Origin of the sequence: Shewanella violacea DSS12 (genome assembly GCF_000091325.1) — a bacterium.
Lineage (GTDB): Bacteria > Pseudomonadota > Gammaproteobacteria > Enterobacterales > Shewanellaceae > Shewanella > Shewanella violacea.
In genome coordinates this window covers 677,888-698,394 of the sequence record NC_014012.1, presented here as the reverse complement: position 1 = coordinate 698,394, position 20,507 = coordinate 677,888, and the positions used below count along the sequence as shown (strand labels likewise).

General features: G+C 44.9%; 17 protein-coding genes and 2 pseudogenes. 6 read left to right on the top strand and 13 right to left on the bottom strand.

Going from position 1 to position 20,507, the window contains the following annotated elements; genetic code table 11:
- Positions 1–267: 267 nt before the first annotated feature.
- The 4 genes and pseudogenes from SVI_RS20985 to SVI_RS02780 all read left to right on the top strand — a co-directional run bounded on the left by SVI_RS20985 (position 268) and on the right by SVI_RS02780 (position 3,852).
- Positions 268–809 (top strand): annotated as a pseudogene (locus SVI_RS20985) (phospholipase A).
- A 219-nt stretch (positions 810–1,028) separates the two neighbouring features.
- A complete protein-coding gene (locus SVI_RS02790) occupies positions 1,029–2,597 on the top strand; it encodes a S41 family peptidase (protein WP_231847765.1) in 1,569 nt (522 codons plus the stop codon).
- Between the two features lie 144 nt (positions 2,598–2,741).
- On the top strand, positions 2,742–3,092 hold the full coding sequence (locus SVI_RS02785; protein WP_041419610.1) for a hypothetical protein: 351 nt from the start codon (positions 2,742–2,744) through the stop codon (positions 3,090–3,092).
- Between the two features lie 235 nt (positions 3,093–3,327).
- On the top strand, positions 3,328–3,852 hold the full coding sequence (locus SVI_RS02780; RefSeq protein ID WP_041419609.1) for a peroxiredoxin family protein: 525 nt from the start codon (positions 3,328–3,330) through the stop codon (positions 3,850–3,852).
- A 47-nt stretch (positions 3,853–3,899) separates the two neighbouring features.
- On the opposite strand, the gene SVI_RS02775 is transcribed toward SVI_RS02780, so the two are convergent.
- From SVI_RS02775 to SVI_RS02745, 9 genes and pseudogenes are all read right to left on the bottom strand, one after another.
- Positions 3,900–4,754, bottom strand: coding sequence for a PA4780 family RIO1-like protein kinase (locus tag SVI_RS02775; RefSeq protein WP_013049866.1), 855 nt, complete (start codon positions 4,752–4,754; stop codon positions 3,900–3,902).
- A gap of 138 nt (positions 4,755–4,892) precedes the next feature.
- On the bottom strand, positions 4,893–5,306 hold the full coding sequence (locus tag SVI_RS02770; protein ID WP_013049865.1) for a DUF3010 family protein: 414 nt from the start codon (positions 5,304–5,306) through the stop codon (positions 4,893–4,895).
- A 116-nt stretch (positions 5,307–5,422) separates the two neighbouring features.
- On the bottom strand, positions 5,423–7,168 hold the full coding sequence (locus tag SVI_RS02765) for a hypothetical protein (RefSeq protein WP_013049864.1): 1,746 nt from the start codon (positions 7,166–7,168) through the stop codon (positions 5,423–5,425).
- A 246-nt stretch (positions 7,169–7,414) separates the two neighbouring features.
- Complete coding sequence (locus tag SVI_RS02760; protein ID WP_013049863.1) at positions 7,415–8,392, bottom strand: Gfo/Idh/MocA family protein; 978 nt, start codon at positions 8,390–8,392, stop codon at positions 7,415–7,417.
- A gap of 820 nt (positions 8,393–9,212) precedes the next feature.
- A pseudogene (locus SVI_RS21790) lies at positions 9,213–9,326 on the bottom strand (phosphoadenosine phosphosulfate reductase); the annotation flags it as partial.
- 17 nt (positions 9,327–9,343) lie between these two features.
- Positions 9,344–9,499, bottom strand: a complete 156-nt coding sequence (locus SVI_RS21335) for a hypothetical protein (protein WP_408005164.1) — start codon at positions 9,497–9,499, stop codon at positions 9,344–9,346.
- Entirely contained in the window at positions 9,475–10,245 is a 771-nt protein-coding gene (locus tag SVI_RS02755; RefSeq protein WP_041419608.1) for a phosphoadenylyl-sulfate reductase, read from the bottom strand. Before SVI_RS02755 ends, SVI_RS21335 begins: the two co-directional genes overlap by 25 nt.
- Complete coding sequence (gene cysI / locus SVI_RS02750; protein ID WP_013049861.1) at positions 10,238–11,971, bottom strand: assimilatory sulfite reductase (NADPH) hemoprotein subunit; 1,734 nt, start codon at positions 11,969–11,971, stop codon at positions 10,238–10,240. The genes SVI_RS02755 and cysI overlap by 8 nt, the downstream gene beginning before the upstream one ends.
- A gap of 115 nt (positions 11,972–12,086) precedes the next feature.
- On the bottom strand, positions 12,087–13,889 hold the full coding sequence (locus SVI_RS02745; RefSeq protein ID WP_013049860.1) for an assimilatory sulfite reductase (NADPH) flavoprotein subunit: 1,803 nt from the start codon (positions 13,887–13,889) through the stop codon (positions 12,087–12,089).
- A 144-nt stretch (positions 13,890–14,033) separates the two neighbouring features.
- Here SVI_RS02745 and SVI_RS02740 point away from each other — a divergent pair, with 144 nt between their 5' ends.
- Complete coding sequence (locus SVI_RS02740) at positions 14,034–15,542, top strand: MipA/OmpV family protein (protein WP_231847764.1); 1,509 nt, start codon at positions 14,034–14,036, stop codon at positions 15,540–15,542.
- Between the two features lie 140 nt (positions 15,543–15,682).
- Here the strand turns inward: SVI_RS02740 and SVI_RS02735 are convergent, their stop codons facing one another.
- The 3 genes from SVI_RS02735 to SVI_RS02725 form a co-directional block, all read right to left on the bottom strand.
- Positions 15,683–17,248: a flavin monoamine oxidase family protein gene (locus SVI_RS02735; RefSeq protein ID WP_013049858.1), complete on the bottom strand. Its 1,566-nt coding sequence runs from the start codon at positions 17,246–17,248 to the stop codon at positions 15,683–15,685.
- A gap of 223 nt (positions 17,249–17,471) precedes the next feature.
- Positions 17,472–18,554 (bottom strand): rhomboid family intramembrane serine protease, encoded by a 1,083-nt coding sequence (locus SVI_RS02730; protein WP_041419607.1) that lies wholly within the window; start codon positions 18,552–18,554, stop codon positions 17,472–17,474.
- A gap of 12 nt (positions 18,555–18,566) precedes the next feature.
- On the bottom strand, positions 18,567–19,154 hold the full coding sequence (locus SVI_RS02725) for a hypothetical protein (RefSeq protein ID WP_013049856.1): 588 nt from the start codon (positions 19,152–19,154) through the stop codon (positions 18,567–18,569).
- A 333-nt stretch (positions 19,155–19,487) separates the two neighbouring features.
- Between SVI_RS02725 and SVI_RS02720 the strand changes: the two genes are divergently transcribed.
- Entirely contained in the window at positions 19,488–19,751 is a 264-nt protein-coding gene (locus SVI_RS02720; RefSeq protein WP_013049855.1) for a hypothetical protein, read from the top strand.
- Positions 19,752–19,821: 70 nt separating this feature from the next.
- On the opposite strand, the gene SVI_RS02715 is transcribed toward SVI_RS02720, so the two are convergent.
- A complete protein-coding gene (locus SVI_RS02715) occupies positions 19,822–20,307 on the bottom strand; it encodes a TetR family transcriptional regulator (RefSeq protein ID WP_041419606.1) in 486 nt (161 codons plus the stop codon).
- Positions 20,308–20,507 lie beyond the last annotated feature (200 nt).

Genomic DNA, 20,507 nt, shown 5'->3' with positions numbered 1-20,507 from the left:
TAAATATAACCGCCTACTTATAACTTAATAAATAGTTATTTCTTTACTGTTATACGTTTTAGTTATTAACAACCAGGAATTTGTATTCATCACCCAGACAAACTGCAAACAAACATATGCCAGTCTTTTAACCTTTTGCTTTGAAGGGTGTTATCTGCTCAACAAGGCGTAAATTAGACTTATTAATCCATAGATGAACAATGAAAATCTGTATTCCCCTGGTATCAAAAGAAACTAACTTCTGCTCTGCTATCGAGCTTACTCAGCATTACCTCTACTCAGGTGAGTGAGTCCATAGAAGACATAAACAGGGCCGAGCCTGAATCCTTAGTCGATGAGATAATACAAAATGAGCTGGCGACCTCTGAGCAGCCCTTCGTTATACCCCCAATTATGTGAACTATATACTGCCCGTTACCTATAGCCCCAGCTTCAATATGAAGCCCTTCGAAGAGGATGCCGCCGAGCATCCTTTTGAGCTCAATGAGGTGGAAGCTAAGTTTCAAATCAGCTTAAAATTCTCCCTCATGTATAAGGTGTTCGATGATAATCCAGATATTTTAGATTATATGGCCAATTTTGAGCTCACAGATGTCTATGGCGTTGATGAACATAGGTTTACCCTAATGCTGCGCAATAATCTTTCAAGCGACAAGTATGGCGCTGCTGAGGCCACATGGAGCTAGCCACTCGTAGGCCAGCTTAGAATTTAGACTCAATATTTTAACGGTTACGCAGAGAGCCTTATCGACTATAATGCCCATACTCAACGCATAGGTGTCGGCATCTCCATCATGGATCTTTTATAGATAAGGTGCGCTGGCGCTGGGGGGTGAGATAGCATACAGTTAGCGGCTTGTGTTCCAAATCTGTCTTGATTAACACTGGCTCATAAAGATAAAAGTCAGCTATAATTTAGCTGACTGTATTTAAACCATTTTTAATCGCTTAGGCTAGGCTAGCTAATAAATAGAGCCTATGACTCTTGCTACTTCCAAGCGGTAACGACCAGTATATCAGGAGAGAGATTGAGATTCGGATTTCCACAGATAGTCAATGTATTTGGACTCTGCCTGTTGATCAGCACCCTGCAGTTAGCTCGCTTAACCCTATATTCTGTCGAATATAAAACTCGTCTAACTCAGAGTGAAATGCATCAAGATCTTGATGCCTTGATAAACGAAATTAAATTGCATTCAGCTTTTGCAGCATTAGACCAGCAACGCCTCGCTGAGATAGAAGCTGATATTGGGCCGCTTATCTACCGTGCCACTAACACTCTCGAGTCCCAATATTTTTATGCCGAGGTGGTAAAGCTGCTCACCACTCTGGGAGATCCCGGCGTAATAGTCACATCCCCCAATGAGCCACTGCCTGTTTTACCTGTGATCCTCAAACCATTGGCAGATTCCTGGCTTGCACTGGATGAAGACGCCAATCCAATAGACCCAGATCACCCTTTCATTACACATATAGATGGACTTCCCCTCTCCCGTTGGGAGCAAGCTAGCAAGAAATTTATCTCTCCCCATCTGCAGGAAAGCGTCAGTGAGCGCATACACTGGCTTTCGCAACTTGATATTCTTAGACACAGCATGGGATTACCTCTCAACCCCCAAGTCACCCTGTCTCTTAGCGATGATGAGGATTCCAATATTCAGTTGACCTTGCCAGTTGCCAAACACCAGTTTCAGCCTCCAAGAGACCTAATCGCCGGCAAGGTGGACAGCTCGAGTGATTCAGGCATAACCAGTCAGCCTGAATACATCTCAATCGATTCACTATCTCACTATGATAGTGACTCTGAGTTAGTAGCAAGACTAGAAAAAGGCACACGCCAGGCATTAACCATCATAGATTTAAGAAAGGCTGTTGGAGACAGCGATAAGCTATTACATTTTATCGCCCGACATTATGCGAATCCCAAAACTGGCTATAATCAGCTGCTAACGCCCCAGCATCTCATTGCCCTAGGGCAATATCGCCGCTCCCTCGATTTCAAATCAAACTTTCTCAGACCCCTAGGTTTTATTCCTTTCGATGAGTTTAATGTCTTCGAGCAACTTGAATTTAGTCATGCCAACCAAACGATTGATTTGACTAACCCTGAACGATTCGGCCTCTGGTATGGCAGAAAATCCCCTCTAGCCACAGAACTGCCGATAGATAAGGCTGACAGGTCTAGCTCCAATCGCCTTGGCTTAATCATAGGCCCTGAGTGTCGACGGGAATGTGAGTGGATAGCCTACTTTGCCAAATCATTGTCACGTGTGACCCTGATTGGTGAGAAGACTTCTGGTGACTTAGGCAGACAATACGGCTTCACCTTACCAAACAGCGGTATTAAAATTAAGCTTACGGCAAGCCTCACCTATGACATGCAGGGGAAGTTGCTATCCAGTGTAGGTACTCGAGCGGATATTCCACTGCCCATCACTGAGGTTATAAACTGGCAAGGCCTGTTATCACTGATAGAAAGTGAGCAGCAAGATAGAGAAACCGTCTACACTCTCAAGAGTCCAGATATAGAAGCTAAACGGACCTTTGGAGTCGATGAAACTCCGACTTCAGAGTCTCAGGTGGCGCTACAACAATAAAATAGTACTGCCTCTGAGTTAGGTTATTAGAGGCGGTCTGTTTAAGTTGAAGTCACTAACATAGATAAGTTTTTTGAGTTAGCTAGCTCAAATTGTAAAAATACCAGTGGGTCACAGGAAGTGAACAGCCAAAAGGAGAGGGATATGCCGAATCAGCAAGAGTTAGTGTTAACCGCCGATACCTTTAGTCGCGGGGCTTTGCGCATGACTGTCACCCTACTACGTGGCATAAATCCAAGACTGGCACTCACAGTTCAAAATCAGATGTGCAGCCCCATCAATCCACAACGAGACAATAACCCAAGCCCTAAAGACAACTTCAAGATAGCCCTGGCCCCATTGGAGGTTAGATGGGTCGTTGAATCCCTGCAAATAAAAGGTCAACACCCTCAGGTAGATCCTGGGACTCAGATGTTAGTCAAGGCACTCATCATCGACTGGATCAATTATGCCAACCTACTCATAGATTCAGAAAACAGCAAGAATGCATACTAGTGTCACCTTCAAACTCCCCATAGCACTCGATGGAATCCCCTTAATCGATGCAAATAAAAGGGGAATTTCTCGAGGAAGATGAGCGATAAAAAATCTGCACATCATGCTCTATCACTCTACAAAGATCTCTTTAGCTTAATCTCTATAAGCTTACACGCATCTATCAATGTGGTAACTTGAAAGGACTAGTAATACCAAGCGGTATTACAATCAATATTCATACTAGGTGCTAAAAATGCTTAAAATGTCGCTCAAGCTTATCTTGTTATCCATACTCAGCTTCTCCGCCATGGCCACCGACCTAAAGGTTGGAGATACAGCGCCAAATTTCAGATTGCAATCCACCGACGGTAACTTCTATCAGCTAAGTGATTATTTAGGTAAGCAGACCTTAGTCCTAGCTTGGTATCCCATGGCCAACACTCGTGGCTGTACTCTGGAGTGTCGCTCTCTCGTTCAGAAGGGGCATTTAATCAGGGAGTATAACGCGGTTTATATGATGGCCAGTGTCGATGACTTAGAAGACAATCAAGATTTCGCCAAGAAACAGAAAGCCGACTTTCCCATGTTGAGTGATCCAACCAAGGAGATAGCGAAGGCCTATGATGTGCTAAATTTTGTCCGTGTCGCCAGTCGCGTTACCTTTTATATCGGTAAAGATGGCAAGATAATTAAGATAGACGAAGATATTAATGCCCCAACTGCTGCTGAAGATATAGCAGCGAATTTGGAGCAACTAGGTATTGAAAAAAGTGATTAAAGACTAAAAATATTAGGTTCTAGTTACCGGGAACTAGAACCTTTTGTTTAACCTTCCTCTGCTTCGCGGATACGCTCTTTGCGTTCCTGCTCTTCATCGAACGCCGCTTCTATTTCAGCCAGTACCGACTCTACATCAGCAGCCTTAGTACTCTCTTTAAACTCGCCGGTGAGCTCAGACTCAGGATTTAGCTTACCCGACTCAAACAGGGCCCACATCTCTTTAGCGTACTTGCTAGTAAGAAGCTCGGGAGCAAACTGACCGTAATATCTGGTCATATTGTTCACATCACGCTCAAGCATGCGCTTAGCATTATTGTTTGCTGCCGCATCGACTGCCTGGGGAAGATCTATGATCACAGGCCCCTTGCTATCCAGCAACACATTAAACTCAGACAAATCGCCGTGAATAATGCCGACACACAACATACGCTGCACATCCTTCATCACTGACTGGTGCTGTTCTAATGCCTGCTCACGGGTCAAGATGATGTCGTTGAGTCTTGGCGCTACATATCCTTGATCGTCGGTTATCAGCTCCATCAAGAGCACACCATCGAAACAGCCGTAGGGCTGCGGGACTCGCACGCCAGCATAAGCTAAGCGAAACAAGGCATCGACTTCGGCATTTTGCCAGGAATTCTCCTGCTCATTACGGCCAAATTTCGAGCCCTTCTCCATGGCTCGAGCTCGACGGCTGTTACGGCTCTTTCTGCCTTCTCGGTATTGCACTGCCTGTTTGAAGCTACGCTTCTCGGCTTCTTTATAAATTTTGGCACAACGTACATCGTCGCCACAGCGAACAACATAAACATCGGCCTCTTTGCCACTCATCAAGGGGCGAAGGACTTCATCAACTAAGCCTTCATCGACGAGAGGCTGAATGCGTTTCGGTATTTTCATAGCGCCGTTATACCTTACTTAGGCCTTAGATGGAATATTAAACCAGATTTTCATGGGTACCAGCTGATTAAAAAAAGCTAAACCCACCAGCGCAATTGATACAATTACACTTTATTTCAAAAGCTTAGATTAATTTATTTAATTTAACAACTCAAATGCCAAATCATAGGCCTTACCTAAATCAACCGTTTTAGGCTTTAGATCTTTTAGCGTGTTAGTTCGCTTATCGGTCGCTCTGACAGTGGCCGGATGAACGAGATCAATACTCACAGACGCAGTGGCTAATATAACCCCTTCCATCAGAAAGGTCCCAGCTCCGCCGGCGCCTTGGCCTTTACTGGCACGTCTATTCATGACGATTTTATCAAGCTGATGCTCGTCGCAATAGGCCTTTACCTCTGCCGCAAACTGGCTGACCTCTTCCTGAGTAGGATTCTTATTCAGGGTTAGCTTATTTATCTTAGGTGCCACAAGCTCATGGGATTCACGCGTACCACTCAGGCTTACCATTCTCACTTCATTTGCTTTTAAAAACAGTCCAGCAATGACCACTTATTACCTCCACCTTATAAATCTATTTATTACAGTTTAATACCGTCAGTTATATCGATTGATATGGCATAAAAAGAGCCAGCAAGGCTGGCTCTTGATTTGCTTTAAACTAAGGGTTACTCACCACCGGGTGCCGCTTTGTTATTCATGTAGGAGTCGAATACTATGCCCTGGTCATTGATGTCCAGACCCATCTGCACTTGCATATTATAATCCTTCATCATGGAAAATTCTTCCGGCAATGGCTCGCCAGTCATCTCTGCCAGACTAAAAATCGGCGCAAACACCTTACTGTAATCCAGATAGACACTATATAAACCGTTATTATCTACTTTTTCATCAGCCAGCTTATTAGCCACAATCTCGGCCTTGTCCCCGGTATACAGGACTAGATGTTTACCTTTCAACGCCAGCTTAGGAGATATGCCATATTCGGGCGGAAGGGGTAACAAGTGGGATAAATCGATTGGGCTACCATCTTGTGGCAATTTAATGTTGGCCAGTTCAGGTGCAAAAGGTTTAACCATGTTAAACAAGATACTCGGGTTATCTGCAGACAGGCTGACAATAGCATCGACACTCTCTAAACTTGGTTCCCCCTGTGCGCCTGGGGCTTGCTCGGTAAACTTATAATCAATAAGTGCAGCACTTATGCCATGAACCCCATTTGCCATTCCGGTAAACATGCCTAACATGGCTGGACTTTGCCCCGACATCTCTTGCTGAAACTCTTGCAAAACCTGACACTGGTATTGAGGTTGTAGCATCTCATCCCATACGGCAGTTAATGCTGGGACTAATTGATTTAACTCTATGCCCAGGCCCATGGAAAATACGGTATCACGACTGTTCTTCACATATTCAGGAATGAAGCCACGCATGCTTTTAAGTGCATTGAGAAATGTCTGGTTTTTACTCTCGATCACAGTAGAGAAATCCAGGCTGCTCTCATTATCTTCTATGGAAACACTATTCAAACCAAATACGGTTCGCGGCCAATTGGCGGCAATAGCCGTAAACTCACTATGACACTCAGGAGTACGAAGCTCCAACAGTGGGTCTTCTCCCACTTGAGCGAAAATAGCCGTCACCTGGCGCGCCAGTAAATTACCATCTTGGGTGGTGATGGCTTTAACTAACTCTTGGTGATTGACGAAGCCAACGGCTTCATTGCTAAAACCATGGGCTTTAATGATATCTTGTAATACCTTTGAATCCGCAAGGGAAGGCGTCACAGGATTGATGCCAAGAGCCGTTTCAAGCGTCTCTTCGGCAAGCATAGATGCATTCAAGGTGATCGTTAACAAGCCATTTTGCTGTGAAACAAGTAACTCGATTGGCTCGGCATCACCTGCATCGGTTAAGGTATATGAACGATAAGAGAGACCCTTCAAGGTCTTCATCTGGTGACTGAAGCCACTGTCCTTTTCCGCCTTATCCAACAGGGCCCATATGGCCTCAGGCTTCTGGACATCGAGTTTGAGTACAGGTAACAAGCCTAAAGTGTAGAAATAGCTTTTGATATCATCGGCTAAACCAAAAGTAGTCACGAACTTTTGACCGCTATCCAGACTATCCATATAGGCCTTACTCAAGCTGACAAAAAACTTGGCCTTAGCATCATCAGACTGCTCTAACTCGGCAAACATCTCCTTTGGATAGGTCTTGTAACTTTGACTCATTGAGTTGATATAAGACTTGATAGGGAAAGGCTTTAGCTGTCCCGAAAAAATAGGCGTGTCTGCGGGTACCGAAGCCAATACTTCATTAGACTGACTTACTCCCTCTTCAGACTGCTGATTAAACCAATACCCGCCAGCACCGACGGCAACGACAGCCGCTGCGATTAGTATTTTTTTCATTCATTAAACTCCATTTTATAGACCGAAATTAGTATTTGCTGGATGTTGAAAACGCCCTGACATTAAAGTACCTAATATACTATATCTGTAGGAAAAAAGGTGTTCAAAACTCACAAGACAGGCTATCGCTTCGCACACGGCTACGCCTATTCGACAGGCTTAGCCGTGATAGCACAGCGTCATCCTCTCTATACGAGGGGGTTGAGCCCCGGTTAAAGCCGGCCCAACAACTAACACAAGCGGCCTTTAGCAGCTTGAATTTAAGGTCTGTTCCACGACAACTTGAACGGCTAAAGCCTCCCTGAAACTAGCCAGTTTATGAGGTTTCCCCCTCATCATCTTAGCAACTTCATCCAACTGTAATAAAACTGAGCTCCCCACTTGACCTATGTCTACATCCCACCAAGATTCCTGAGTTCCCATGCTCAATTTATTCCAATCTGAGTATCGAATGGCGCGCCTGTCAGTGAATAAGGTCCACTCGTTAGTGTCCGGTGCGACTCCACCAATACCACCACAGACTCTGACGGGAAGAGAGCCACAAAGATATTGGGCCATCACATAAGTTTCGCAGCCCCCAGCGGCAAAAGAGATCTGACAATTCGTCAGCTTCATCTCACCAAATAGGCGATGCTGTAAAAATACAAAATGAGAGAACACCTCACGAAGAAAGCCGCCCTGCTCCCTGGAACTTAACCAGCTGGCTGCGCCAACCTGCCAATGCCTCGGCCACTCACTATAGTGAAACCTCATCTCTACTTGCTGAGCTGCGCCATGCTCTTCTTCCATTGTGAGTGACACTAGTTTATCTAAAATTGGGCTGCTGGCTAATGACAGATTCACGGCAGACACGAGTCCAGAAGCCTCAAGCTCTTCGACTAACTTCTTAGCAGCCATAAGATCGACACTTAGGGGCTTCTCACACCATATAGCCTTCCTCTGAGCCAGGGCCAGACGACAATATTCGATGTGTGTTGCAGGAGGTGTAGCGATATAAACCAGATCAACTTGTTGGTATGCAACCAGTTCATTAGCCGAGGCCATCAAGCTTATGTGTCTATATTTTTCTGCGGACATAAACTCAGCAGATACAGATAATAAGCTGGGGTCAAAGATAGCGACCACCTCAAACTCATTGTGTGCCAGCGCACCATCTACTACATATTTACCTATAGTACCAAAGCCAATCACTCCGATACGTATTCTCTTATTATCGACAGCCAAAAATTACTCTCCATGTATAGCAACAGGTCCTTGAACCTAGTCTTTGGAATAGATTAACAAATATAGGCCTAACAAACAGATGAGATGTTTAGGGCAAGATCTAGATATGGGCTGTGGTGATTTTTATCGTTGGCAAGCTAAGCCTGAATAGCCGCATCGGGCTATTCAGGGGAAACAGCTTTTGATTAAGCAGGCGCTAACAAGCCAACCAAAACTACATATCGCCTCCAATAAGACAGGAAACGAGAGTTGAACAGGCTCTGAGGCCGTCTGCGACTTGAGTATCATCACAAGGGTGACAACAAGCTCAAGCAAGATCTAAAAGTCATTGAGTCCAAGAATTATTGGATAACCCTAACAATAGACACTTATACAGAACGACATTCCAAAACCATCTACGGGAACTCCTGACTATAGACTAGTTCCTTTGCCTGTGCATAAGTTTGTGCGTAAACTTGTATTAATCTTTATAAAATACTACCTAAGTATAATGTTCGGCTTGTTTTCCTCATTATATTAGATAGATAAAATCAGCGGCTATGATGCAGAAGCTAGAAAGCAATATTGACGCAGCAGAACATAAATATGGACAAACTGATCAGTCACCTTGAAAAAAGCAGACATAATAAGAACCAGATCATCTGGCCCTCATTCTGTTACCGACTAAAGTTAGCACTAGAGCCTCTGGCCTATATCTCGAAATGCAGGCCACACTCACGCTTAAGAGCATTGAAACGAGTATCTTCTTCACTCATACCTAGCTCTAATGGCTTACTGGAATGCGTATCGCCGCTAACGAAACCAATGCATAACCTAGCTGCTATATCTCGAAATGCAGGCTACATTCACGCTTAAGGCCGTTGAAACGAGTATCTTCTTCACTCATACCTAGCTCTAATGGCTTACTGGAATGCGTATCGCCGCTAACGAAACCAATGCATAACCTAGCTGCTATATCTCAAAATGCAGGCTACATTCACGTTTAAGGCCGTTGAAACGAGTATCTTCTTCACTCATACCTAGCTCTAATGGCTTGCTGGAATGCGTATCGCCGCTAACGAAACCAATGCATAACCTTGCTGCTATATCTCGAAATGCAGGCCACATTCGCGTTTGAGGCCGTTGAAACGCGTTTCCTCTTCACTCATACCTAGCTCTAATGGCTTGCTGGAATGCGTATCACCAACAGATACATAGCCCTTCTCCCAAAGTGGGTGATAAGGCAGATCATGCTCAGTTAAGTATTCATGCACATGCTTATTACTCCAATCCAAAATTGGTAAGATTTTATAGCGTGATCCATGAATCGCTAAGATAGGCAGAGCCTCTCGGGTACTTGATTGACTGCGACGCAAGCCCGCAAACCAGGTACCAACATCCAGCTCATCCAGAGCTCGCTGCATTGGCTCGACCTTGTTCATACGATTATATTGGTCTAAACCCTCTAGACCTTTGTCCCATAACTGGCCAAAACGCGCCTCCTGCCAGGCAGGGGTCATAGGTGAGGCAAATATCTTAAGGTTTAACGACAAACGCTCACTCAGCTCATCGATAAACCGATAGGTTTCCGGAAAAAGGTAACCGGTATCGGTCAAGATCACCGGGATATCCGGCTTCTCAGTGCTAACCAGATTCAACATCACCGCGCCTTGAATACCAAAGCTCGATGATAATGCGTGGTTACCAGGGAGATACTTCAACCCCCAGGCCACTCTTTGCCTAGGAGTCAGTTCTTCGAGGAAGCCATTGATACGCTCAAGCTCGCTTTTCTGCTCGACTGCCGGCGCGCTTAACAGGGCTAACAGCTCTTGTGCAGATACCACCGATTCAACCTGAGTGTTTAATTCAGGCATTACTACTCTGTCCATGAAAATCCTTAGCGGCATCAATTACCGCTGCCACGACGCCTATGCGTACCGTGAAATTACCAAAGGTTTCGCCCTCTTCCCGTTCACCCACATATCTGGCGAACAAGGTATCAAGCTCAGATAAGATCTCTGCTTCTTGAATATTCTCGCGATAGAGTTTATTTAAACGTGTACCTTCGAAGCTCGCGCCCAGATATAGGTTATAGCGACCCGGCGCCTTACCTACTAGGCCAATTTCGGCCGCGAAAGGTCTGGCACAACCGTTAGGACAACCTGTCATACGGATGACAATGCCTTGATTCAAGAAGCCATGCTTCTCTTGCAATGACTCTACTTTCGTCAGGAAGTCCGGGAAATAACGCTCGGCTTCAGCCATGGCGAGGGCACAAGTTGGCAGTGCAACACAAGCAATTGAGCGGCCTCTTGTTTCTGTGATCAATTTCCCCATCAGACCATGGCTACGGGCTAAGGCTTCTATCTCGGCCTTATCCTCTGCAGCAACACGGGCTATGATCAGGTTTTGATTAGAGGTCATGCGGAAATCGCCCTTATGTATCTTGGCAATCTCCCTTAATCCGGTTTGTAACGGCTGACCGGGTAAATCCTTGATGCGCCCGCCTTCGATAAATAGCGTCAGGTGCCACTGATTATCTACACCTTTTATCCAGCCATAACGATCACCGCGATCGCCGATGACCACATCACGTTTGGGCTCAAATTTAACCCCGGCACGCTTCTCTACTTCGGCCTTAAATACCTCATAGCCATATTTGACTATGGTGTACTTTAGTCTCGAAAGTTTACGATTAGAGCGGTTACCCCAGTCACGCTGAACTTTTAATATGGCCTCGGCAAACTTCAATGTATCTTCGGCCTTAATATAGCCAAAATCATCGGCTAGACGTGGAAAAGTCTGCACTTCACCATGGGTTGAGCCCATACCGCCACCAGCCACCAAGTTAAAGCCGATAAGCTCGCCCTCTTCCGCTACCGCGATAAAACCCAGATCATTGGTGTATACGTCTACATCATTATCTGGCGGTACGGCAACGGCCATCTTAAACTTACGCGGCAGATACGTCTTACCATATACAGGCTCGACATCATCACCTTCACTGGTGGCAAGCTTGTCATCTCCAAGCCAAATCTCTGCATAAGCCTTAGTGCGTGGCAAATAGTTATCCGACAATTTCTTGGCCCAGTAGAACGCCTGCTCGTGTAAGCGAGACTCTACTGGGTTTGGATTACACATGACATTACGGTTGACGTCACCACAGGCGGCAATCGAATCCAGCGCCTTACTGTCCAGACTCTGGATCAAGGCTCTTAGGTTACGCTTAGAGATGCCGTGATACTGAAATGTCTGACGTGTGGTCAAGCGTATGCTGTTAGAGCTGGTCAAGGTTGACGCTATTTCATCGACACCCAGCCACTGATCCGGAGTACACACACCACCGGCAACACGTGCCCGTAGCATAAAGCTATAAAGCGGCTCTAGTTTCTGTTCTTTACGCTCATTTCTTAGATCGCGATCATCTTGCTGGTAAAAACCATGGAATTTGATCAACTGCTGATCGCCTTCACTAAAAGATCCTGTAACAGCCGTATCTAAGCCTTCCTGAATCGTGCCTCTCAGAAAATTACTGTCGGTTTTAAGATGCTCATTAATTGATAATGGCTCTGCTTGTTCTGCATTTTTATTTTCTGACATGGCTATCGCCTCACTCATCTCTCGTGCGACGCTCTAAATAGGCATCGCATCTTATATTAGGTTTAAACAGAAGATCTCATTACCGGATATTCAGATCCGGCAAGGCTTCTAAATATCAATAAACGTCTTTCTGATAACGCTTGTCACTGCGTAATTGCTCAAAGTAGGCCTCGGCCTCCTCCTCGGTTTTACCGCCAAACTTCACCGCAATATCCAACAAGGCCTGATGCACATCTTTCGCCATACGCTCGGCATCACCACAGATGTAGAAATGCGCGCCTGATTCGAGCCATTTCCATAACTCTTCACCTTGCTCGGCAATTCTGTGCTGCACATAGATTTTATGGGCTTGGTCTCTTGAGAAAGCTAAATCTATGCGCGACAGGGAGCCATCTTTCAGATATTGCTGCCACTCTGTTTGATAGAGGAAATCCTGCTCAAAATGTGGATTACCGAAGATAAGCCAGCTATTGCCTTCGATGCCTTGAGCTGCACGCTCCTGCATAAAGGCTCTAAACGGTGCAATACCTGTACCCGGCCCTACCATGATCACGGCAGTCTCTGGATTTTCAGGTAGTCTGAAATGCTTGTTAGGTTCGACGTAAACCTTAACTTCAGCGCCCTCTTGCGCTTGAGACAGGAACTGTGAAGCGCCACCAAATCTTGCGCCTCCTTCTCTTTCATCCTCGACTAAAGCAACGGTCAAGTGTACCTCGGACTCGACCTCTGACTGACTCGATGCTATGGAATACAAACGAGGTGTAATAGGTCGAAGCATGGCTAACAGCTGGGTAGAGGTTACTTCTGCGCTGTAATTTGTGACTAGATCAGCTAGCTGATGATTCAGTACAAACTGACGAGTCAGGGCTTTGTCATCGCTGATGCTCAGCAGCTCGGCATTACCGCTAAGTGCGGCCCAATCTTTAACCAGACCGGGATAAAGCTGAGTCAGCTCTTTCTTCTCGATTAACGCTTGCTTGAGAGACAAGGTATCCTTGCCCACGGTTACGGCTTCATCGCCGTCCAGGGATAATTTAGTCAATAACTCTTCGACTAAGGTTTCTGTATTGGTAAACCATACCCCCAGAGCATCACCGGCTTGATAGCTCAGTCCTGACTCACCTAAGTCGATTTCGACATGGCGTACATCACGATCCGATTCACGACCGGTTAACTTCTGACTCACGAGAAGTTCGGCAGTGTAAGGTTTCTGCTTAGTGAACTCACTCGCTGCAGCGCCAGGAATACCGGAACCGGACAGTGAAACGACACTCGCACCTGAGGTTTCGATGAGCGGCTTAACGGCTTCTAACACGCTCTCTTGCCACAATTCAACGGCAGATTCATAGTCGACATCACACTCAACCAGAGTCTGGAGTGGTTTAGCGCCTAATGCAGATAGGCGATCATCGAAGTCTTTACCTGTCTGACAGAAGAATTCATAACTCGAATCCCCCAGAGCCAACACCGAATAGTTTAAGTTTTCTAATTTAGGCGCTCGCTTAGATGCCAGGAATTTATGCAATTCGATAGCATCATCGGGCGCTTCGCCTTCACCGTGAGTACTCACGACAGCCAGTAATATGGTTTCTTGCTTCAGTTGACGGACCTTGTAATCCCCCATAGAAGCTAGGTTAACGGCGTACCCTTGAGCTTGGGCCTTAGCGGCTAATTCGCTTGCTACTCCTCGACCGTTACCAGTTTGGCTACCGTATAGAATTGTAATGGTCTGTGCCGGATCGCTTTGAGCTGCGGTTTCGCTACCAAGAAGATTGGTCCCTTGCTCGGCAGTAGCAGATAAATATCCACTTACCCACGCAAGTTGCACGGCACTCAGCTCAGCGGTGAGCTGCTTTAACTTATCCACCTGCCCTGACGACAGTGGCGAAGCGAATGATGAAAGCTCTTTTAACAACATGGGTACGGCCCTATATCAGTGTAATGTCAGTTAGCTTAGCGCCTATAAAGAAAAGCAAAAAAGAATAAAATCTGATTTTTAATACCTTTTTGGAATATAGAGCGGTTTTTATTTGAACACAGAGACTAGAAAATAGATTAAACAGTGATTGCATTCAGCACAGATACAGATAAGTTAAGAGAGAATATTTTTTTTACTTTCTGTTTTCATTTTGATGCTAGCCAGATAAAGACCTCTAAAAAATCTATGAATAATCATTGTTTACTCCTATCGTCTTCACCTATGCGTTCTCAGCCTCTGGCCTTATTTCTCGCGCTGTTTAGCGGACTGGCACAATCATCCCAGAGCATTGACCCAGAAGCGATTCAGCCAGATGCCCCCCAGCCTAAGATCTATGCCACACAATTCCAGAGCGAAAATTGGGGGCTGGGAATTGGTGTAAGAAAAGGCGATATTCCTTATGCTGTAGACGATGACGAAGTGTACGATGTGCTACCACTGATAAAATACCGTAACGATTATGTCTTCATCAATGGGATGGAAGCTGGGGTACATCTTTGGAACAATGATGAGCATCAGGTTAACCTCTATACTCGCTTTCGTTTCGTCGACATACCTCAGGAGCTACAGAATAAATCTCAATCTCAGGCTTTCGACTTTGGCATCCAGTATAGATTCCTCCATGACGCCTGGGAGTTTGATACCGCCTTCATGTCTGACTCGAATAAACGTAGCTATGGCTATACCCGAACTCAATATCATTGGGAGACCAGAGACTGGTATCTTAATCCCTATGTTGAGTTGCATTGGAAGAGCGCCGATTTTAGCCAACACTATTACGGCTTAGATCAATATGAGGTCGGTGCAGGTATTGAATTTAATATGGGAGTTAAAGCTAGGTATCACCTCTATAGCAACCTGTATCTACTTGGACAGTTTAATCTAGGCCGCATCGATAACGAAACAGCTAACCTGCCGACCTTAGATACTCAATATCAATTTGAATCCTTTCTCGGTTTAGGTTTCTTTCCTGACTTCAGTAATAAAAGCATTAAGAATAAGACGACTAAGTCCGAATCAAGAGCCTCTGATGCTAGCGATGGTGAGTTTATACAGCTTGCACATGGCTGGGCCACGCCTTCGAACCTGAGCGCGATCTTCTCTTGGCAGACCCAGACAGATCCTTACAATAATCAACTCACCTCAGTTTTCTACGGTACCCGTCTCACCGACAGCCTATTTAACTTTCCCATAGAGCTCTACTTCACTCCTGGCTTAGTGTGGCACCACGACTCTCAAGTACAGAATAATTTGGCCGAAGGTGTTGTTGCCATTAAGGCCTTCTATACCTTTGAATTAGGCCCAAGATGGCGTCTGGGCGTAGCTGAGGGTCTATCCTATACTTCTAGTGTCACCTATATAGAAGGCTCTGAGCTGGAAGAGAAAGGTTATAGGCCATCCAAACTACTCAACTATCTGAATTTTTCCTTAGATGTGAATATGGGTGACCTGTTTAATCGCCGCGCCATGGACAAGATGTGGATGGGTTACAGCATACACCACAGATCTGGCATCTATGAGAAGAGCTCAGCCTTTGGCCGAATCGGTGGCGGCAGTAACTATCAGGCCTTATACCTACAGTGGCACTTCTAATAGTTGCTAATAGATAGTCATAACTGATTGAAACGAAAAAGAGCTAGTGCGATTTTATCGCCCTAGCTCTTTTTCGACATCTAACTCATGACACTATAAACACTTATTCAAGGCAACGAACCTCAAACCAAGTGAAACATTTATGCCTCGAGTAGATCATCAATAACCAGGTGGACTGAGTTCAGGGCACCTTCCACAAATCCGTGATAATCGGAATATGCCTCACCACAAATATGAACGTTATTGCGGCCCGAGCCAAGAGAGAAGCTTTTTAGCGTTTGCTGGACCTTCCATGACTGCACATTAGGTTTCCAACCATGATTCGCTGCACCAAAAGGCTCACAAGCCCAGTCATGAATACCATAGGTAATAATCGAGCGACGAATCATCTCAGCCGCCTCATCCAATGTTGCATTGGAGAAAAGCTCTATGGCATAAGGTGTCAGATTCAGTGGCTTGCCACTGTCATCAGAGGTGAGTTCATGCTTAACATCCCGAGCAATAAATTTAGCAAACTCATTGACCAGTTCGTTATTCTTGTCCATTTCTGCGCGATCATGATTATTTTGATCGACCACATAATGTCGCCAAAACTCGGTCGCTGGCCTGTCGGTGTAAAGCATAACCATACCGTAACCATCGCTTTCTTCTGCGTTGTCACGGCGATAATAATGCAACTCTCGAGTGGGCATTCTATTAGAGTATTGTTGTGGTTTTTGGTCGTAATTCCACCAAGGGGTGTCGGTGACAAAAAAGATTTTCAGCATGGCAAAACCATTTACGGTATCAAGCAAGTCCTCGACATGTGGCGGAAGTGAGCGACCCAGTTTTTTCAATGGCAGTTGCGGCAAGGCCAAGATCAACCTATCTGCGTAAGCCTTCACTTTTTCCCGGCGGTGGTTAAAAAACAGTTCAATATATTGCTGCTGTTCATGACATTCATTAAATGAAAGCAGCTCATATCCTTGAAATATATCAACATTAGGCATGGCTTGTAGCTTAGACAACAAGGTATCGGTTATTTTTGCTGTGCCGCCTTTTATACTGACTAGGTCTTGGCCCACAGTTTTCAATGCACGCATCCACCAAATTATCCATTCTATTGCATTGAGATTTTCCGGGATCATATGGTAGAAAGTGCCCGTGTCTCTCACCTTCATTAGCGCCTGATGGCTGAGTACCCCATCGGCACTTAATGCATTCCAAAAGCCCATTTGCCATAAATTCCGGCCTTTTAATTTCTGATGTTTTCTCCAGCGTCGATAATCGTCTTCCGTTTGCTTATCTATCCAATCCTGATCGTTTGGCTCTTGCCCCATGATAAGCATGATGCCTCTTTTTAAAAGTGTCAGGGCGTCCATGTCACTTTCTTCCGGGAGTACGTCGTACTTAGGAAACTCCATTTTTTCAGCTGTTGGGCCAACAAAGTCTATATATTCGATATCCAGAGACTTAATCAGGTTATCAAAGGTAGGTTGCAATGTGGGCTCGAAACGCATTGGACCAAATTCGGCGGTAAACCCTTCCAACTCTATGGTTTCAATTCTTCCTCCAATGCGGTCAGGAGAAGCTTCCACTAATACAACTCTCTTACCTGCTGCTCCTAATTTCCATGCGGCATAGAGGCCGGAAACACCACCACCAACAATCACAGTAATAGGCTCTTCTGCACTCTTTTGCGACCAGAGGCATTCTTTCATATCCATATTTTTTGCATACCTTTATAAGACTATGGCTCGTTGCTTATCAGCATAAACAAGCTCTTTAATCAAAACTCAACCGGAAAAATAATCGGGAATTCAATCAGAAAATCACTATTAAAGTAACTGTCCATAGTGGCAGTGTAAAAACAAGACTCGAAACCAGTAATAGAAAAGGCTGCAACTGCAGCCTTTTCTATTACTTAGAGTGTCCCGTCCTGAAATATGTTTATCTGGTCACTTTAACTTCAGGTTCGTTGAGCATGGCCAAGATAGGATTAGTCTCCATAACCTTATGTTTCATCAGTAAGCCTATGACAAGCCCGGCAGCAAAACCGCCGATATGCGCCCAATAGGCCACGCCTTCTCCAGCCATCAGCATACCGAGAATGTTAAAGGCTAGCCAAATGGTAAAAAATGCCATGGGACTCAATTTCTTCTGATAGATAACAAACATGAAAGTCAGGCTGGCATGACGGAACCACAGTAGATACATGCCAAATAAACCAGCGATAGCCCCGCTTGCACCTACCATATAGATACCCGAAGTCGGATCAGCCATAATCTGGGCTGCCGCAGCGGCAAAACCACATAAGAGATAAAGCCCTAAGAATCGCATACGGCCTAAAGAATCCTCTAAGTTGTCACCCACCACATAAAGAAAATACATGTTGCCAGCCAGATGCATCAAGTCACCATGGAGGAACATATGACTCAACAAGGTCCAGACATGATTACCGTCGACAATATCGCTGGCTCGCATGGCAAAGTTATCGAATACGCGATCTGTCATCTCATAATTGAAGCCATAGGCGGCAAAAATCATGATATTCAAGGCAAGTAAAAGGTAAGTTATTACTGGGCGGCGCTTAGGTTTAATATTAAATTCAACCGGCATCTGCGAAAGAAACTGAAACAGCCAGGTCTTAGTGCTAATTTTTGCATCCAACTCGGATAATAGGGCTTTCACTCTGGGTGATTGCACCACTTTAGTTCTTTCAGCCTCATCAATCCAAACACCGCTACAGCTGTGACAAACATCGACCTCTATCTGATATCCATCCATTAGGTAGTAACGCGCCATGGCACTGTCACATTGATCACATTGACGATTAGAGCCGCCTAAATGTTGGCCTAAAGTTTCTTCGACACGGACACTGTCGTCACCATTATCAGCCTTAGATAGGGCACGGTTAAGCTCTCCATTTTCAAACCAAATACCACCACAGTCTTGACAGCTATCGACCTCCTCACCATGAAAGTCATACACTTTCATTTGGGTAGCACTGCACCCAGGGCATTTCATACTCATCTTAAAATCCTTTTATTCGACGATGATTTTTGCTTGTTTCAGTTCTAGCGCTAGTGCTAAATAGTTCTCTTTCAATGACGGCAACGTCTGCTCCGATACCTTAATAGTCAGCTTCTTAAGCTGTTCGGCACCAAATTTAGCCCCATAGAAGCGCGTCTCAACCTTAGTGATAATCTCATCAGCCCCCATATAGAAGCGCCTAGTTTCAGACAATATCTTGGTTGGAGTTTCTAAGGTATAGGCAGAAAATCGCATGTTATCCCAGATAAAGGTGGCCATGCTTGGATGTACGGCCTTGATGTCATGGGGGGATGTCTCCGATATCAAGTCAGCATAATCATTGATGATATTAACGTTATCACTGACTTCATCGTAAAGTGCATGACGCAAGTAATAGTTATTCTGTTTATTGGTCAAATTATCAAAGGCCAGCGCTTGAGACAGACCTTCTTGGGCCGCGAGATAGACACCGACTATAGTCGCGATAATCATAAAGACCTGGCTAATCCAAAAGCTGGTTTTTACCAGTTCACGATTATCTAATTGCGGGAAACGTTTTAGCGGTTCGTTAGCCGGTTGAGGCTTAGGTTTGATCTCCATATTCTGTAACACTCCTTATTTGTAACATTCGCTCAGTAAATACATAGCCCATCGCACTTATTGAGTCGATTGGACTAAAACTCACGGGAGGATAGCTGAGCTGCCACATATCTACTAGGCCTACACCCTAAGCTTTACAAATGAAACCATAATAGAGACCATGATTAACCAACTGAAATAAATGTGAAAAAGGCTCCTTTCTGATAATAGAACATTGTGTTCTCCGTCCATCGACCAAAAAACCACAAACCAACTTGCATAAAATATCGCCAACTGGTTATATTGAGTCTGCATTCAGGGATGCCCATGAGTGAATAACAAGGAGTTGTTAATATGCAAACATCTGCCATCAGTTCTTTCACTGACTTCGATGATAGAAGGATAGCTCAGGCTCATATAGACCAACATTGGCATAAGCTATCTACGGCCCAAAGATTTGCGTTTTATACCTTGGCAAAACTTGGCTACCAACTGTTATTCGTAAGACAATCTAAGAATGAAAACACCGCAGTGGCGAGACAAGATGGTCTGCTGGTTACCATAGACAGTGAGGGTCATATAAACTTTAACCCTAGCTTGGTGCTACGTAACCATTGATAATGCGAGATGACCTGAGTCGAAGCATTAAATAAAAAAGGTGCAACTAGCACCTTTTATGTCTAACTAGCTATGCAGCCTCTACCTCAATACCATAGTCTCTGGAGAGCAATACCACGGCACTCCTCCCCAGCAGATCATTGAATACACCCTCACCTTTTAAGCCCAAGCTTGATATAGCCTTATCTCTGGCGATATCGATCGCCTTAAACAGACTGGTATCTTTACCGGAATAACCACACAAACTAAAAAATAGACGTAGGATGGCGCAAAAACGATGATTTTTCAGCGCCTTCATCCAAGAGCCCTCTAATGCCGCGGGTGTCGAAAAATCCAACTCATGAATAAAGAGTCCCACTATATCGGCATCTAATCGTATCAAGAACTCAAGTTTACGAGGAAAATGATGGCTGATGCCTGTGCGACTGATACCGGTCGCCTCTGACAAGGTGGTATAAGACATAGACTCATAGCCGATGGATAAAACTTGCTGTAACGCCTCATCCAAAATCTGCTTTATTGTTAGCTCTGTTTGCGCTTTCGAACGTTTAGCCATGACAGCTCCCCTAATCTTAGTTTGGTACCTTATAGCCCAAATAGATGCTATCAAACCAGTTAGGTTAATACCTGAGTAACTAAGCTTATTAATGAGATATCGAATACTTATTCAGCTAAGGTTCAGCTTGAAAATCCGTGTCCACTTTACCGGGGTCATATCAAATCTGTAACTAGATACCTAGCTCGATTAACCAGATG

Coding starts and splice junctions, on each gene's coding strand:
- SVI_RS02785 (WP_041419610.1), top strand. CDS start 2,742: ATGCCGAATCAGCAAGAGTTAGTGTTAACCGCCGATACCTTTAGTCGC.
- SVI_RS02780 (WP_041419609.1), top strand. CDS start 3,328: ATGCTTAAAATGTCGCTCAAGCTTATCTTGTTATCCATACTCAGCTTC.
- SVI_RS02775 (WP_013049866.1), bottom strand. CDS start 4,754: ATGAAAATACCGAAACGCATTCAGCCTCTCGTCGATGAAGGCTTAGTT.
- SVI_RS02765 (WP_013049864.1), bottom strand. CDS start 7,168: ATGAAAAAAATACTAATCGCAGCGGCTGTCGTTGCCGTCGGTGCTGGC.
- SVI_RS21335 (WP_408005164.1), bottom strand. CDS start 9,499: ATGTGGCCTGCATTTCGAGATATAGCAGCAAGGTTATGCATTGGTTTC.
- SVI_RS02755 (WP_041419608.1), bottom strand. CDS start 10,245: ATGCCTGAATTAAACACTCAGGTTGAATCGGTGGTATCTGCACAAGAG.
- cysI (WP_013049861.1), bottom strand. CDS start 11,971: ATGTCAGAAAATAAAAATGCAGAACAAGCAGAGCCATTATCAATTAAT.
- SVI_RS02745 (WP_013049860.1), bottom strand. CDS start 13,889: ATGTTGTTAAAAGAGCTTTCATCATTCGCTTCGCCACTGTCGTCAGGG.
- SVI_RS02735 (WP_013049858.1), bottom strand. CDS start 17,248: ATGGATATGAAAGAATGCCTCTGGTCGCAAAAGAGTGCAGAAGAGCCT.
- SVI_RS02730 (WP_041419607.1), bottom strand. CDS start 18,554: ATGAGTATGAAATGCCCTGGGTGCAGTGCTACCCAAATGAAAGTGTAT.
- SVI_RS02725 (WP_013049856.1), bottom strand. CDS start 19,154: ATGGAGATCAAACCTAAGCCTCAACCGGCTAACGAACCGCTAAAACGT.
- SVI_RS02720 (WP_013049855.1), top strand. CDS start 19,488: ATGCAAACATCTGCCATCAGTTCTTTCACTGACTTCGATGATAGAAGG.
- SVI_RS02715 (WP_041419606.1), bottom strand. CDS start 20,307: ATGGCTAAACGTTCGAAAGCGCAAACAGAGCTAACAATAAAGCAGATT.